This is a genomic window from Massilia putida, from assembly GCF_001941825.1.
In the GTDB taxonomy this organism is placed as follows: Bacteria; Pseudomonadota; Gammaproteobacteria; order Burkholderiales; family Burkholderiaceae_D; genus Telluria; species Telluria putida.
The window spans coordinates 5,707,079-5,722,200 of the sequence record NZ_CP019038.1 but is presented as its reverse complement, the minus strand read 5'-3'; the positions used below and the strand labels follow the sequence as shown (position 1 = coordinate 5,722,200).

Here is a 15,122-nt window from a genome sequence, read left to right as displayed (position 1 = left end):
CTCACCCGCGCGGGTTTTTTCATTTGGAGAACCCGCAATGAGCAAACACCTACGAGAGCTTCAGGCCAGGAAAGCGAATCTGGTCAAGGACGCCCGCGCCTTGACCGAGGGCGCCGCTGCCGAGAATCGCGATCTCACGGCCGAAGAGGCCAGTCGCTTCGATACCCTGCGCGCTCAGATCGAGACGGCGTCTGCGGCCATCGACCGGGAAATGGCGCTGATCACCGAGGAGGCGCGCTCGGCCAGCGTCGCCGTGGCGCTGGCATCGAGCGGCGGCGCCCGGCCCAATCCCACTACCGCCAGTGCGCCGGCAGGCGCGAGCACCATCTCCGTCAGCGACAACCGCGAACTCGATCCCCGGCGCGGTTTTGCCAGCGTCGGCGACTTCCTGAAGTCGGTGCGACAGGCCGAAATCGCGCGCCGCGCGGGTGGCGTGGTCGACGAGCGGCTGCTGGTCGGCTCCGGGATCGGTGCCGTCGCCCCCGGCCTGGCGGCGAACGAATCGGCCGGTGTGGACGGCGGCTTTGCCGTGCCGCCGCAGTTCGCCCAGGAGATCTTCACGCTCTCGCTGGGCGAGGATGGCCTGCTGCCGATGACCGACAACGTCGAGATCTCCGGCAACAGCATGTCCTTCCCGAAGGACGAGACCACGCCTTGGGGATCGAACGGTGTGCGTGCCTATTGGCAAGGCGAGGCCTCCGTCGCGCAGGCGACCAAGCCGCAACTGGGCCTGACCACCCTGCGCCTCAAGAAGCTCATGGCCTTGGTGCCCATCACCTCCGAACTTCTGGAGGACACCAACGCGCTCACGTCGTACTTGCCCAAGCAGATCGCCGAGCGTATCCGCTGGAAGACCAACGAGGCCATCCTCAACGGCCAGGGCGATGGCGTGCCGCTGGGCGCCTTCCAGTCCGGTGCGGTGATTACCGTGCCCAAGGACCAGGGCCAGCCGACCCAGACGTTGACGCTCACGAACCTGCTCAACATGCAGTCGCGCTTCATGCCGGGCTCGGAGAACAAGGGGGTGTGGATCATCAACAAGTCGGTCCAGGCGGCGCTCTACGGCATCACCTGGAACGGCATGCCGGCCTTCATGCCGATCGGCTACCAGGTCAACCTCGGTGGTTCGCTCGCGCAGGTGCAACGCAACACGCTGCTGGGCCTGCCGGTGATCTTCTCGCAGCACCCGGCACCGTTCTCGAGTCAGGGCGATGTGCTGCTGGTGGACCTGCAGTACTACCACACGATCACCAAGGCGGGCGGCCTGCAGACCGCCACCAGCATGCATCTGTACTTCGACGCCGACGCGGTGGCCTTCCGCACCACCTTCCGCATGGACGGGCAAAGCAAGATCGCGCAGGCGGTCGCTCCGGCCAAGGGCGCGGCCACGCTCTCGCCCTTCGTCCAGCTCGGCGCGCGCTGATTTTTCTTCACTCTCACAGAAGGACGTCCCATGGGCTTTCCCAACACCAAGGGCTCGGAGCAGTTCGCCATCCTCGGCAGCACCGGCCCCATCAATGCCTCCAACGGCCAGACCGCCTGGATCGCGGTCGGCAACTTCCATCGCCTGCTGGCGCTGATCCAAACCGGCGCTAACGCGAACGGCCCGTTGAACGCGCAGCTGCTGCAGGCGCAGGACGCGACCGGCACCGGCGCCAAGCCGATCACAGGCGTCAATGGCCTAGCAAAGGCGTTGTCTCCGATCGCCGCCGGCAACGCCGCCAACATCCAGGCGCTGATCGACTGCGCGATCGAGGAACTCGACGCCAACAACGGCTACGCCTTCGTGCAACTGCAGGTTGCACAGCAGGGGGCAGGCCAGTTCGCCGGCCTGCTCTTGGGCATCAACGCCCGCTTCGCGCCGGCCAGTTCACTCAACGCAGCCTCGGTCGCGCAGATCGCCGGCTGAATTCTTTCCCTCAACCACCCCTTCAATAGGAGCCTCAGCATGAACCTGATCCGCTACATCCTCGATTTCTTCCACGTCAACAGCGCCGGCGTGCAGTCGGTCAAGTACGCCAAGGGCGAGACCTATCCGGCCACCGACGAAACCCTGTCGCACGTCGTGGCCGGCTACGCCGAGGTCGTGTCGGAGGACGATACCGACACCAACGCCACCGTGACCAACGATACGGCACCGGCGGATAGCGCCGCGCAGGCGGACGACGCGTCGCAGGAGGATGCCAGTGCGTCGGCACCGGACACGGCGAGCGGCGATACACCAGCGTCGGACAACGCGAACGGCAATACCGCCGCACCGAGCGCGGACGATGCGACGCAAGCGCCGGCAAGTCCTGCAGCACCGGTCGCTGCGTCAGCCGACACTGCCGCCCAGCCGCCCGCTGCTACGTCGGCGACGGCCGACTCGGCACCGGCGAACGGTTCCGCACCGAATGCCGCACCCGATGCGTCCACGCAACCGGCACCGGCTGACGGCAGTGCCCCGGCCACCGCGCCCACTGCACAGGCCGACGCCTCGCAACCCGCCGCGCAACCGGCACCGGCTGCCCAAGGCTGATGCCCTTCCATCTGGTGACACCACCGGCCGTCGATGCCACCACCGGCATTGCCGAGCCGGTGGCGCTTAGCGAGGTCAAGCTGCACCTGCGCGTCGACATCCCGGATGACGACGCGCTGATCCTGGCGCTCATCAGCACTGCGCGGCAGATGGCCGAGACGCTGACCAACCGTCAGTTGCTCTCGGCCACCTGGAATCTGGTGCTCGATGCGTTCCCGGGGCCGAGCCTGATGGGCGTTCCGGCGGGCACGCCGTACTCGCTACCGGATCACGCCATCCTGATCGCCAAGGGGCCTGTCCAGGCGGTGCAAGCCATCACCTACCTGGACATGAACTTCGACCAGATCACGATGCCGCCGCAGAACTACGTGGTGACGTCCACCGACGATCTGACCCGCATCACACCGATCTTCGGCCAGATATGGCAGCCAACGCTGCCACAAATCGGCGCCGTCAACGTGCAGTTCGTGGCCGGCTATGGCGATTCGACGCAGGTGCCCGAGGGCATCAAGCACTGGATCAAGCTGCGCGTCGACAGCCTCTACAACCAGCGCGGCGAGGTCGCCTTCGCACGCGGGCGCATGGACAAACTGCCCTACGTGGACGCGCTGCTCGATCCCTACCGGATTGCCCTGTTATGAGCGAAGCGCTGATGCTGCCCGATACCGGGGAGCTCAACCGCCGCATCGTCATTCGCCGTTGGACCGACGCGCCCAATGCCAGCTTCAACGTCGATCAGACCTTCGATGTCGGCATCAGCCGCTGGGCCAAGGTAGAACCGGTGCGCGGTATCGCCTCACGCATGGGTGTCACGACCGGAGAAGAGCCCACCCACTTCTTCTGGGTGCGCTTCAGCTTCGAGACGCCAGCCGAGTATTTTGCGCAGGACCGGGTCATCGAGTACCGCGCGCGGCGCTATCGCATTCTCGATGCGCAGAACTTCCAGGATGCGGACCGCTTCATCCGCATCACCACTAAGGACCTGGGCGCCATCGACGCGATGACGTCCGGCACACCCACACCCTGAGGTCTAACATGGAGCGAGACAGTACAGAAGCCCAGGTGGCAGGCATCAAGCTGCACGTCGGGCTCGAGTTTCACCGCACGATCGACTACGACCGCAAGGCTATGCGCCGAGCGCTGGTCAAGGGTGCGGCCGCGGTGCGCAAGGAAGCGCGCACCCTGGTTTCCCGCCGCGTGGTCTCCCAGCCTGGAGAGTTCCCCGGCGAGGTGACTGGCGCGATGCGCCGCGCCATCGGCGTGATCGGCAAGGGCTCCAAGGGTGGCTGGATCAAGGTGGGCGTGCGCGCGATACCGGGCAGCTTCTACTATCCGGCGGTGCTGTTCTACGGCAGCACGAAACGCAACATCGCGGCGCGCGGCAACTTCATGACGGCGGCGCTGGCCAATCTTGGCGGCGAGATCCGCGAACAGGTGCGTGACGCGCTGCGTCATGCGCTGGTGCCCAGGTAATGCAACTCGAACTCGTCATTGCGCAGCTGCGCGCGCTGTGCCCGTCGTTCAGTGGCCGGGTGGCCGGCGCCGCCGAATTCAAGCCGGTGCAGGAAGCTGCCGCTTTGCCGGTGCCCTGCGCCTTCGTCATCCCGCTCGACGACCGCCCTGAGCAGCCCAAGGCGCTCAATGCCGTGGGTCAGGAAATGACCGACAGCTTCGGCGTGATCGTCGCGCTGGACAACCGTGCCGACGAAAAAGGCCAATCCGCATTCACGGGCGTGCATGCCATTCGGGGAGAGATTTGGCGGGCCTTGCTCGGCTGGGTGCCGGGGCCGGTCAACACGGTCAACCCAGCCACCGACTACAACGGCATCTTCTATGAGGGCGGCAGTCTGCTGGCCATGGACCGAGCGCGGCTCTGGTACCAGTTCGAGTTCGGCGCGCAGATGTGGATCGGCGCCACCGATGGCTGGGAGGCGGGGGCACTGCGTGCCTTGCCAGACTTCGGCGAGCAGGATGCCCAGGGCCATTGGCTGCCGGGCTCGGCCGCCAACGTGGAGGTCGATGTCGGCACGCCGATCTTCGACCCCACGGCCGATTACCCGGCCAACCCCATCGCGGACTTTGCCCAAGCCACCGTGAGCGCGCCGCGCACGCACGGCCCGGACGGACGCATCGAGTTCGACATTTCCGTTCCCTGACCTGGCTGCCCAGGCCACGACGGATTTTCATGACCGCCCGCCACGACTCGCGTCGTCGCGGGCTTTTTGCATTGGAGCCAAGCATGTATGCCATTCCCACACCGGGCCGATCGGTCCCCATCCCTGGAACCAGGACGCTGTTGCCGGCCACCGGCCAGAACATCGGCCAGGTCACCCAGTACTGGCAGCGCCGGCTGCATGAGGGCGATATCACGCTGAGCGAGGCGCCTCCCGCTGCAGCCCCGGCGGCGACGGAAGCAGCAAAGACCGCATCAACGACAGCGTCGCCCCCTGCCGCATCGCCGGCACCGTCATCCGCACCGGCCACCGCCGCAGCACCTGAATCGCCGGCTCCTGCAAGGAGCACGACATGAGCGGCGTGTCCTTCGAGCACATCCCGTCCAACCTGCGCGTACCGCTGTTCTATGCGGAGATGGACAACAGCCAGGCCAACCTGGGCGACCAGGCGCTCAATGCGCTGCTGATCGGGCAGATGCTGCCCACCGGGACCGCGACACCGAACAAGGCGGTGTTGGTCACCGATCCCAAGTCGGCACTCTCCCTGTTCGGTCAGGGCTCGATGCTCGCGCGCATGGTCGCCAGCTACCGGCTGCAGGATGCCGGCTCCTGCAACCTGTGGTGCATCCCGATGCAGGACGATCCGGCGGCATCAATCGCCAGCGCCACGATCACCATCAACGGCTTCGCCAATGCTGCAGGCGCCATCGCTCTCTACATCGCGGGCCAGCGCGTGAATGTCGGCGTCCAGCTGGGTGACAGCCCGTCCAGCATCGCCGCCAACATGGTCAGCAACATCAACGCCAATCCCGATCTGCCGGTGACCGCAACGACGGGTGCGTATGCCTACGCCGCCGTGCGCCCCATGTCGGCGATCGCCGAGGGCTCGGCCGTCGTCACGCTCACCAGCAAGTGGGCTGGGCAGACAGCCAACGACATCACCATCCTCGACTCTTTCCTGGGGTGGAGTGCCGGTGAGCGCGTGCCCGCCGGTGTGACGCTGAGTTATTCCGGCCCCACGCTATCCGGGGGGTCCACCGACCCGACGCTGGCGGCCACTGCCATCCCGGGCATGGGCGATGACCCCTATGACTTCATCATCCACCCCTATGGCCAGGCGCAAGCCCTGAATGACCTGCAACTGGAGCTCAACGACGTTACCGGGCGTTGGTCCTACGCCAAGCAGATCTACGGACACGGCTATACCGCCTTGCGCGGCATGCTCAGTGATCTGGTCGCCTTCGGCATGACGCGCAACGACCAGCACCACACCGTTGCCGCCATCGATGCCGATTGCCCAAATCCCTGCTGGGAATACGCGGCAGCCTATGGCGGTGCCAACGCGGTCGACATCGCCGCCGATCCGGCGCGTCCCACCCAGACGACGCCGCTGCTGGGCCTGCTTGCGCCGCGCGCCGGCAATCGCTTCCTGTTCGAAGATCGCCAGGCGCTGCTCAATTTCGGGATCGCGACGAGCTTCGTCTCTGGTGGCCAGTTGCGCGTGGAGCGCGCGATCACGACCTATCAGCAGAACGCCTTCGGCGCGCCGGACACGAGCTACCTTGACTCGGAAACCATGCACACCTCGGCCTATGTGCTTCGTGCGCTCAAGGGCGTGATCACATCCAAGTATCCCCGGCACAAGCTGGCCAGTGACGGCACACGTTTCGCCGCCGGCCAGGCCATCGTGACGCCCGCCGTCATCAAGGGCGAGCTCTGCGCGATCTACGGGCAGATGGAATACCTGGGCATCGTCGAAAACCTCGACACCTTCAAGCAGTACCTGATCGTCGAGCGCGACACGACTGATCCGAACCGGGTCAACGTCCTGTTCCCGCCGGACTACGTCAATCAACTGCGGGTGTTCGCGGTCCTGAACCAGTTCCGCCTGCAGTACCCGGCCAACCAGATCGTCAGCTGACCAGGAGGAGAACATGGCTCAACGCATTGCAGGCATCTGTTTCGTCAAGGTCAACGGCGCCCAATTCGAGATCTCCGGCGACATCGAAATCCCGTTGACCGAGTTCAAGCGCGAGGCCGTCATGGGCCTGTCCGGGCCGGCCGGCTACAAGGAAACGGCGCTGGAGCCCTACATCAAGGTGGTAGCGCTGTTCACGCCGGATTTTCCGGTGAACACCCTGCGCACCAACACCACGCTCACCGTGACGGCCGAACTTGCCAACGGTGTCGTCTACACGCTCTCCAACGCCTTCGTGCGCGGCGAGCCCAAAGCCAAACCCATCGACGGCACGATCGAGATCGAATTCTCGGGAAGCCAGGGACAGTGGAGTAACAACCAATGAGCGATCAAGCACTGACCATCCCCCTGTCCGCGCCGGTGATGGCGCATGGTGAGGAGATCGATTGCCTGGTCCTTCGTCAGCCGACCACGGCCGATCTGATCGACCTGGGGCAGCCGATGCGGCTCTTGCCGGGCAACGGCATGGAGGACCCCGCCGTCGAGGTGCGCATGAACGTGGTCGCGCATTACGTGGCGCGGCTGGCGGCCGTTCCGCTCTCGAGCGTCAAGGCGCTGTCGCTCGGTGACTTTGGCCGTGCGACGCAGGCGGTGCTGGGTTTTTTCGGAGAAGACGGTGCGCCGGCGGATCGGATGAGCAGTTCGCCGACCGCGTCTTCGAAGTCGCCTGGTTCTTCAAAACATCCCCGCGCGACGTCTTGAGTCTGACCCTGGCCGAATTCGACCTGTGGCACCAGCAGGCCGAACGCATCGCGCGCCAACTTCACGACGGTTGATTCATGTCTGACCGATTCGAACTCAAAGCCATTCTGTCGGCCAATGCGGAAAGCCTGATCGGCGCGCTCAAGTCCGTCGAGGCGCCCGCCAAGGCTGCGCGCAAATACCTGACCGACATCGGCAAGAGCGCCACGGGTATCGCCGGAAAGTTCGGGCTGCCCGTCGGGATCGCCGGTGGCCTGGCCGCCGGCTTCGGCCTGGCCAAGGTCAAGGACGCCGTGCATGCGTATGCCGAGTTGGGCGAGGCCGTGCACCACGGTGCCACGCGCGCAGGCATGAGCGTCGAGCAGTTCCAGCGCATGAAGTATGTGGCCGAGCAAAACGGCGTCGCCGTCGAGCAGATGGAAGGCGCCATGGGCAAGCTCAACCTCGCGCTGGGACGCGCCGCCAGCGGCCGGGGCAAGGAAGCGGCTGCGCTCTTTGCCCGCCTGGGCATCGCCATGCGCGACGCGTCCGGTCAGCTGCGCACCGGGATGCAAGTCCTGCCCGAGCTGGCCGACGCCTTCGTTCGCAACGAGAACCCGGCCGTGCGTGCGCGCATGGGCATGGCCTTGTTCGGCAAGAAGTGGCAGGAGATCGTGCCACTCTTGGAAGCCGGCGGCAAAGGCATCGAGGAAGCCCAGGCGCGCATGTCGCGCTTCAAGGGCGTCATGAACGAGGAAGACATCGACCGATCGCGCGAATTCGCCAAGTCGCTGCGCGATCTGGAGATGGTCAGCAAGGGTTTTCAGATGACCATCGCCAAAAACCTGGTGCCCGCGATCAAACCACTGCTCGATGGCTTCAACGATTGGATGGCGGCCAACAAGAAGCTGGTGTCCGCCGAGGTGGGCCGCATGGCCAAGGACCTCGGACATTGGCTGTCCAGCATCGACTGGCGCGGCATGGCCAGGAGCGTACTGGCCTTCGGACAGGGCATAGGCAAACTGGTCGATTTCGTCGGCGGACCGCGCAATGCGCTGATCGGCCTGGCGGTGATGATGAATGCCCAGACCATCATGGCCCTGGGTGGATTGGTGGCCGCCGTCGGGCGCGCGGGCCTGGCGTTCCTGGGCATGGCGGCCAAGGCCTATGTAGCGAGTAACGCAGCGCTGCTGTCCATGATGCGCACCGGACTGGCTGCCTCGGGCTTGGTGGCCGGACCGCTCGCCTTCCTGCGCGCGGGCTGGGCGCTGCTGACGACCACCACCATCTCCATGAGCGGCTTGATGTCCGGTGCCTTCGGCCTGGTCGCCGGGGGCATTCGTGCCGTAGGCGCGGCGCTGATGGCCAACCCGCTCGGCATCATCCTCGCCATCGCTTCGGCCGCGTGGCTGATCTATGAGAACTGGGACACCGTCAAAGGCTGGTTCACCGGCTTCTGGAACTGGATCAAAGCCCATGCCGAACTGATCCTCACCTGCCTGGGACCGATCGGCTGGATCGCCAACACGATCATCGGCCACTGGGAGCCGCTCAAGGCCTGGTTCGGCGATTTCGTGCGCTGGCTGTCGGACAAACTGCGCTGGATGGTCGATGCCGCCAAATCCGTGGGCCATGCCTTCGGTATCGGTGGCGGCGACGAAAGATCGGCGAGTCCCGAGCCAGGCAACCCCTCCCGGGGCACGCCTCTGGGGGCGATGGCATCCCCGGTTGCCGGTGAGCGGCCCTCCTTGCTGGGGACGGCTGCGAGCGCCGCCAAGGTGGAGGGCCAGGTGAACATCAAGATCGACGGCCTGCCCACAGGCTCACGCGTCGAACAGGTGCGCGGCGGAACCATGCCGATCAATGTCGATGCCGGCTACAGCGCGCATGCGCTGCTGATGCCATAGCGCAGGATCATTGTCATGGCCAAGTATTTCGATTCTCTGCATCCGGCATCCTTTCGCGGCGTGGCGTTCCAGGTCAATGGCGCCGACTTCGGCGCCGGCCGTCGCGTGCAGGTCCATGAATACCCCCAGCGCGACATGCCCTGGGTGGAGGACCTGGGCCGTGCCACCCGCGAGATCGCGCTGGACGCCTTTCTGATCGGTGCGGACTACATCGATCAAACCAATCGCCTACTGTCGGCGCTGGAGACGGCCGGGCCGGGGACGCTCGTGCATCCCTGGCTAGGCACGATGCAGGTGTGCCTGTCCGCGCCGGCACGCGTGCGCTTCGATTCCGGCCTGGGCGTGGCGACGATATCCCTGTCCTTCGTCGAATCGGGCGAACTCACGTTCCCGAATCCGACGAGTTCCACCCAGGCGGCCAGCCGGCTCGCGGCCGATGGACTGGCTACGGCGGCGATCCAGGATTTCGCGGGCAGCTTCACGGTCGCGGGCTATCAGAGCTTCGTCGCGGCGGCGGCCCAGGGACGACTGGCCGCCATGCTGGGTTTCGTGGGGGCTGGGCAGATCGCGCAGGTGCTGGCGAACTTCACATCGCAGGCCACCTCGGTCGCCAACCTGGTCACCCAGGCAGCGTCCTTCCTGAGCAATCCGGCGATGCTGGGGCAGACATTGCTCAATGCCTTCGGCCTGTCGGGCGCGGCGGGCGCCGTCGCCGCCTGGTCCACCGTGGTCAAGCTGCTCACCGGAACGGCGTCGTCGAACGCCATGCTGGCGCGCACCCCGGTCGTGGCGGCCACGCCGTCGCGCCGGCAGATCGATACCAATGCCGTCGCACTTTATGGCCTGGGCCGGCAACTCCTGCTCGCGCAAGCGGTGGGTATTTCGTCCCTGGTGGGCACCGAGCAGGACAGCGTGCAGGCCGGCATCAGCCAGCCGTCGGGCGGCACGCCGGTCGCCCCACAACAGGTCACGCAAGACAGCATGCTGGCGGTGCGCGACACGCTGCTCTCCACGCTCGACGCCGAGATGCGCCGCTGCGGAGACGCCGCCTATGAGGCGTTGCAGGCGGCGAGCGCGGCGGTCTATGTGGATTTGACGGCCCGTGCACAGAGCGCGGCGCGTCTGACCACTTGGATTCCGCCCGAGACGATGCCTATGCTGGCCGTCGCCTACGAGTTGTACGCGGATGCGTCGCGCGATGCCGAGATCCAGTCGCGCAACGGTATCCGCCATCCGGGCTTCGTGCCGCCCGGCGCGCTTTCCGTGATCGCGGCCTGACATGGCGACCACTGATCCAGGCTATCCGGCGGGCCTGCCGGAGAATCAGGTGCGCCTCGTGGTCGGCGGCCAGGAATTCGGCGGCTGGAAGAATATCCGCATCGAGGCCGGCATCGAGCGGCAGGCGCGCAGCTTCGAGCTGGAAGTCACCGATCGCTGGCCGGGGCCGACATCGGCCGCCACGGCGGACAACGCACCGCCGGTCTGGCGCCGCATCCGGCCCTTCGACGCCTGCCAGGTATTCATCGGCAACGACCTGGTGCTGACCGGTTACGTCGATGCCACCCCGATCCAGTATGACGGCAAGCGCGTCAGCGTCACCGTCAAGGGCCGCAGCCGCACCTGTGATCTGGTCGACTGCTGTCCGCCCGACTCCGGGCGGGCGCCACCGGCGGGCAACGGCCTGTGGGCGGACGTCAAAGGCAAGGACGGCAAAACCGGCACGGTCGTCAAGCCGGCGGCGGCCAACACCAACGTCTGGCGCAACGCCAAGCTGGAAACCATCGCCGCCGCGCTGGCTGCGCCCTATGGCGTGCGCGTGCTGACCGAGATCGATACCGGTGCGCCGATCACCGAGCACCATGTCCAGGTCGGGGAAACCGTGTTCGAGAGCATCGACCGGCTGATGCGCCTGCGCCATGTGCTGTCCACCGACAACGCCCGGGGCGACCTAGTGTTCATCGATGTCGGCAGCGCCGGTAACGCCACCACCACGCTCGAGCTGGGCCAGAACATCCGGGAGGGGAGTTGCGAACTCGACTTCAAGGCGGTGATGTCCAGCTACGTCGTGAAGGGCCAGCGCGCGGGCAATGACGGCGACTTCGGCGTCGATGCCAACGAGGTCGAGGGCGACGATGACGGCGAGGCCGAATTCGAAGGCGGGATCGCCGACACCGGCACACCGGTGACGGCGAGTCTGACGGATGCGCGTTCCAAGCGCTTCCGGGTGCTGGTGCTCAAACAGGCGGGCCATGCCGACGCCGGCACCTGCCAGGACCGTGCGCTGTACGAGCGCGCACACCGGGCCGCCAAGGCGCTCGAAGCCACCTATACGGTCGCCGGCTGGCGCCAGGGTGACGGACAGCTGTGGGTGCCGAACCTGCTGGTGCGCGTCCGGGACGACCTGATCGGCTTCGACCAGACCATGGTCATCGCGGAAGCGCATTACCTGCTCGACGAGAACGGACTGCGCACGCAGCTCCGCGTCGGGCCGCCCGATGGTTACCGCTCCAAGGCCGCCAAACCGCGCAAAGGCATCAAGCGCGGCGGTGCCGACACCTGGGGAGATGTGGAATGAGGTTCATGGCATGACGGATTTCGCGCGACTGGTCGCCCCATATGCGCGCCGCCTGTCCAACATGGTCGCGCGCGGCACCGTGTCCCTGGTCAACGCGGCGACCAAGATGCAGAGCCTGCAACTGCGCCTGTTGGCCGGCGAGTCCAAGGATGACGTCGAGCATTTCGAGCCGTATGGCTTGACCAGCCATCCCCAGCCCGGCGCCGAATGCGTCGCGCTTTTTCTCGATGGCGACCGCTCGCACGGTGTCGTCGTATGCGTGGCCGATCGTCGCTATCGCGTCAAGGGCCTGGCGAGCGGTGAAGTGATCCTGCATGACGACCAGGGACAGTCCGTCTATCTCATGCGCGGCGGCATCAAGCTGACCGACAAGGCGGGGTCGACCGTGGTGATGCAAGGTGACGGCAGCGGATCGATGTCATTCGCGGCCGGCCTCACCATCAACGCGAACAGCAAGATCGTCGGCACACTGGAAGTGACCCAGAACATCACGAGCGACGCGAGCATCACGGCCGCACAGGACGTCGGCGACCAGGGTGGCACCAAGACGATGGCGGGCATGCGCTCGGTCTTCGATGCCCATACGCACAGCGGCACCGACAGCCACGGCGATGGCTTCACCACCAATCCGCCGAATTCACAGCAATAGGCACAACCAACAGCATGCGCGACACCTTGCCACTGACCGTCGTCTTCGACGGCCGGACGACCTCGCTCGGCCTGTTCCAGGACATCGACAACGACAAGGCCCATCCGCTGGTGCGGGCGGTGCTCATCAGTCTCTTCACCTGGCGGCGCGCCAATCCCGACGACACCTTGCCCGACCCTAAGGGGTTCCGCATGGGCTGGTGGGGCGACTCCTACCCGCCGGTGGCCAACGACCGCATCGGCTCGCGCCTGTGGCTGCTGGCGCGCGCGAAGCTCACGCCGACCACGGTGCAACGAGCCCAGGACTACGCCGAAGAGGCCCTGCAGTGGCTGATCGACGATGGTGTCGCCGCGCGCATCGCCGTGCGAGCGGAGCGCCAGGGTCTGTCGACGCTGGCCCTGCAATGCACGCTGTTCGCGGCCGATGGCACGGCGAACGCAGTGCTCAGGTTCGACAACCTCTGGAGTCTCTTGAATGTTTAACCGTCCGTCCCTCCCGGACCTGATCAATCGCACGACGAACGACGTGTTTCAACGGCTGCCGCAGGACAACGTGCTGCGCCGCGCCGACGCCCAGGTCTACGCCCGCGTGCTCGCTGGCGTGGCCCATGGCCTGTACGGGTTCATCGAATGGATCAGTCGCCAGATCATCATCGACACTGCCGAAGCCGAGTTCCTGGAGCGCTGGGCATCCATCTGGGGCGTGCAGCGCCTGGCGGCAACACCCGCCACCGGCACCGTCACCTTCACGGTGGCGCCGGGGGCAGCGGACATTCCGGCGGGCACGCTGGTGCAGACGCTCGATGGCACGCAGTTCCAGACGACAGCGGACATCACGGTCAACGGACTCCAGGCCACGACCACCGTCACGGCGGTCGTACCGTCTGCCGCCAGCAACGGCTACGCCGGGCAGACGGCCAATCTGGTCACGCCGGTGCTGGGCGTGCAGACCGCTGCTGTGCTCGGGCTGCTTGCCGGTGGCGGCGACCTCGAATCCGATGACAGTCTGCGCGAGCGGCTGCTCAACCGCATCCAGCAACCGCCGCAAGGCGGGGACGCCAACGACTACGTGCAGTGGACCCTGGCAACGCCCGGCGGCGGCGCCACCCGCGCCTGGGTCGTGGCCGAGCAATTCGGGCAAGGCACGGTGGGCGTCGCCTTTGTCTGCGATGGCAACGGCGCGGGCGCGGCGATCCTGCCCACGGCCGCGCAGATCTCCGCCGTCGCTGCCTTCATCGACACGGTCCGCCCGGTCACTGCGCATGTGACGGTCTATGCGCCGGTCGCGGTGCCGATCGATTTCGCCATCGAAGGATTGAGCCCGGACACCCTGGCCGTTCAACAGGCCATCGCGGCCGAACTCGCCGATCTGCTGGCGCGTGAGGGGCAGCCCGGCGGCACGATCCTGCTGTCGCACATGCGCTCGGCCATCTCCTCTGCGGCCCAGGAATGGGATTACGTGCTGGTCACGCCGGCCGCCAACGTCGTGTTGTCGCCCGGCCAGATCCCGGTCATGGGGAGGGTGGTATGGCAGTGATGCAGCAGGTCAGCCAGCCACTGGCCGCCGCCGACTACCTGGCGTCGCTGCAAAAACTCCTGCCCTATGGCCCGGCCTGGACCGACGACGCCGACGCGGCCATCACCCGGCTACTGACGGGCCTCGCGCAGGAACTGGCGCGGATCGATGCCAGAAGCTGGCAACTCATCGACGAGGCCGATCCCCGCACCACCAATGAATTGTTTCCCGATTGGGAGCGCGTGGCGGGCTTGCCCGATCCGTGCGTCATGGCGCTCGGCGGTCAGCAGACGTTTGCGCAGCGACGGGCCGCGCTGCTGTCCCGGCTCATCCAGGTCGGCGGCCAGTCGCGCGCCTATTTCGTGGCCGTGGCCCGCGCATTGGGCTTCACCATTTCGATCACCGAAGGCTGGCAGGAAATCGACACCGTCGTCTCGCCGGTCAACAACCCGCTGGCCAATGGCCGCTGGATCTACACCTGGACGATTCACGTGCCCCTCGGGGACACGCGCAGCACGCTCACCGTCAACGGCCGCGTCTCCGATCCGCTCGCGGCCTGGGGCAACACCTTGCTCGAGTGCGTGATGCGGCGGCTCAAGCCCGCCCATACCACGCTGCTCTTCAGCTACACGTAGGAGATCACATGGACAACCGCGTCTGGGAGGCCAACGCCGCCCAAACACCACCTGCCGTGCCGGCCAATCCGTCGATCGGCTACCCGACCGACGGGAATCCGGCCACCAATACGCCGGCCACCACGCCGGGGGATTACTGGTTCTATCAGGTCAGCGAGGAGATCCGCAATGTCATCCTGGCAGCTGGGCTCGCACCCGACCGCAACGCGCTCAACCAGCTCAGGCAGGCGATCGAGGCCCTGATCAATGCAGCGGTCGCCGCCGCGCTGGCGAACTACCGGCCACCGGCGCCAGCTCCCACGCCCACACCGACTCCGACTCCGACTCCGACGCCGACGCCGACGCCGACGCCGACGCCGACACCAACGCCAACACCAACACCAACGCCAACACCAACACCAACACCAATACCAACACCGACGCCCACACCGACTCCGGTGCCACCGCCACCTCCGCCGCCACCTCCACCACCCGGTGGTTGATCCAGGGA

19 protein-coding genes are annotated in these 15,122 nt (G+C 66.3%); all 19 read left to right on the top strand.

Features of this window, described 5'->3' with window-relative positions; all coding sequences use genetic code 11:
- Positions 1-37 precede the first annotated feature (37 nt).
- The 19 genes from BVG12_RS27675 (at position 38) to BVG12_RS34755 (ending at position 15,114) form a co-directional block, all read left to right on the top strand.
- A complete protein-coding gene (locus BVG12_RS27675) occupies positions 38-1,423 on the top strand; it encodes a phage major capsid protein (RefSeq protein ID WP_075795204.1) in 1,386 nt (461 codons plus the stop codon).
- 30 nt (positions 1,424-1,453) lie between these two features.
- Positions 1,454-1,909: a hypothetical protein gene (locus BVG12_RS27670; RefSeq protein ID WP_075795203.1), complete on the top strand. Its 456-nt coding sequence runs from the start codon at positions 1,454-1,456 to the stop codon at positions 1,907-1,909.
- A gap of 39 nt (positions 1,910-1,948) precedes the next feature.
- Positions 1,949-2,518: a hypothetical protein gene (locus tag BVG12_RS27665; protein ID WP_075795202.1), complete on the top strand. Its 570-nt coding sequence runs from the start codon at positions 1,949-1,951 to the stop codon at positions 2,516-2,518.
- Positions 2,518-3,159 carry a head-tail connector protein gene (locus BVG12_RS27660; RefSeq protein ID WP_075795201.1) on the top strand — a complete coding sequence of 214 codons (642 nt, stop codon included), beginning with the start codon at positions 2,518-2,520 and terminating at the stop codon, positions 3,157-3,159. The genes BVG12_RS27665 and BVG12_RS27660 overlap by 1 nt, the downstream gene beginning before the upstream one ends.
- Positions 3,156-3,545, top strand: coding sequence for a phage head completion protein (locus BVG12_RS27655; protein ID WP_075795200.1), 390 nt, complete (start codon positions 3,156-3,158; stop codon positions 3,543-3,545). Before BVG12_RS27660 ends, BVG12_RS27655 begins: the two co-directional genes overlap by 4 nt.
- An 8-nt stretch (positions 3,546-3,553) precedes the next feature.
- Positions 3,554-3,991 carry a hypothetical protein gene (locus tag BVG12_RS27650; protein ID WP_156895755.1) on the top strand — a complete coding sequence of 146 codons (438 nt, stop codon included), beginning with the start codon at positions 3,554-3,556 and terminating at the stop codon, positions 3,989-3,991.
- Positions 3,991-4,674 carry a phage tail terminator protein gene (locus BVG12_RS27645; protein WP_075795198.1) on the top strand — a complete coding sequence of 228 codons (684 nt, stop codon included), beginning with the start codon at positions 3,991-3,993 and terminating at the stop codon, positions 4,672-4,674. Before BVG12_RS27650 ends, BVG12_RS27645 begins: the two co-directional genes overlap by 1 nt.
- A gap of 29 nt (positions 4,675-4,703) precedes the next feature.
- The gene (locus tag BVG12_RS35900) at positions 4,704-5,048 is read left to right on the top strand and encodes a DUF2635 domain-containing protein (protein ID WP_370662818.1); all 345 of its coding nucleotides are present in this window, start codon (positions 4,704-4,706) and stop codon (positions 5,046-5,048) included.
- Positions 5,045-6,613, top strand: a complete 1,569-nt coding sequence (locus tag BVG12_RS27635; RefSeq protein WP_075795196.1) for a phage tail sheath subtilisin-like domain-containing protein — start codon at positions 5,045-5,047, stop codon at positions 6,611-6,613. Before BVG12_RS35900 ends, BVG12_RS27635 begins: the two co-directional genes overlap by 4 nt.
- Positions 6,614-6,626: 13 nt before the next feature.
- A complete protein-coding gene (locus BVG12_RS27630) occupies positions 6,627-6,995 on the top strand; it encodes a phage tail tube protein (RefSeq protein WP_042549277.1) in 369 nt (122 codons plus the stop codon).
- Positions 6,992-7,372 (top strand): phage tail assembly protein, encoded by a 381-nt coding sequence (locus BVG12_RS27625; RefSeq protein ID WP_075795195.1) that lies wholly within the window; start codon positions 6,992-6,994, stop codon positions 7,370-7,372. The genes BVG12_RS27630 and BVG12_RS27625 overlap by 4 nt, the downstream gene beginning before the upstream one ends.
- A 77-nt stretch (positions 7,373-7,449) precedes the next feature.
- Positions 7,450-9,258, top strand: a complete 1,809-nt coding sequence (locus BVG12_RS27620; protein WP_075795194.1) for a phage tail tape measure protein — start codon at positions 7,450-7,452, stop codon at positions 9,256-9,258.
- 15 nt (positions 9,259-9,273) lie between these two features.
- Positions 9,274-10,536, top strand: coding sequence for a DNA circularization protein (locus tag BVG12_RS27615; protein WP_075795193.1), 1,263 nt, complete (start codon positions 9,274-9,276; stop codon positions 10,534-10,536).
- Position 10,537: 1 nt separating this feature from the next.
- Entirely contained in the window at positions 10,538-11,833 is a 1,296-nt protein-coding gene (locus tag BVG12_RS27610; protein WP_075795192.1) for a phage baseplate assembly protein, read from the top strand.
- 10 nt (positions 11,834-11,843) lie between these two features.
- The gene (locus tag BVG12_RS27605; RefSeq protein ID WP_075795191.1) at positions 11,844-12,482 is read left to right on the top strand and encodes a phage baseplate assembly protein V; all 639 of its coding nucleotides are present in this window, start codon (positions 11,844-11,846) and stop codon (positions 12,480-12,482) included.
- 14 nt (positions 12,483-12,496) lie between these two features.
- Positions 12,497-12,964 (top strand): phage GP46 family protein, encoded by a 468-nt coding sequence (locus BVG12_RS27600; protein WP_083685471.1) that lies wholly within the window; start codon positions 12,497-12,499, stop codon positions 12,962-12,964.
- On the top strand, positions 12,957-14,018 hold the full coding sequence (locus BVG12_RS27595; protein ID WP_075795190.1) for a baseplate J/gp47 family protein: 1,062 nt from the start codon (positions 12,957-12,959) through the stop codon (positions 14,016-14,018). The genes BVG12_RS27600 and BVG12_RS27595 overlap by 8 nt, the downstream gene beginning before the upstream one ends.
- Positions 14,009-14,632 carry a YmfQ family protein gene (locus tag BVG12_RS27590; protein WP_169926844.1) on the top strand — a complete coding sequence of 208 codons (624 nt, stop codon included), beginning with the start codon at positions 14,009-14,011 and terminating at the stop codon, positions 14,630-14,632. Before BVG12_RS27595 ends, BVG12_RS27590 begins: the two co-directional genes overlap by 10 nt.
- Before the next feature lie 8 nt (positions 14,633-14,640).
- Positions 14,641-15,114 carry a hypothetical protein gene (locus tag BVG12_RS34755; protein ID WP_179966244.1) on the top strand — a complete coding sequence of 158 codons (474 nt, stop codon included), beginning with the start codon at positions 14,641-14,643 and terminating at the stop codon, positions 15,112-15,114.
- Positions 15,115-15,122: the final 8 nt, after the last annotated feature.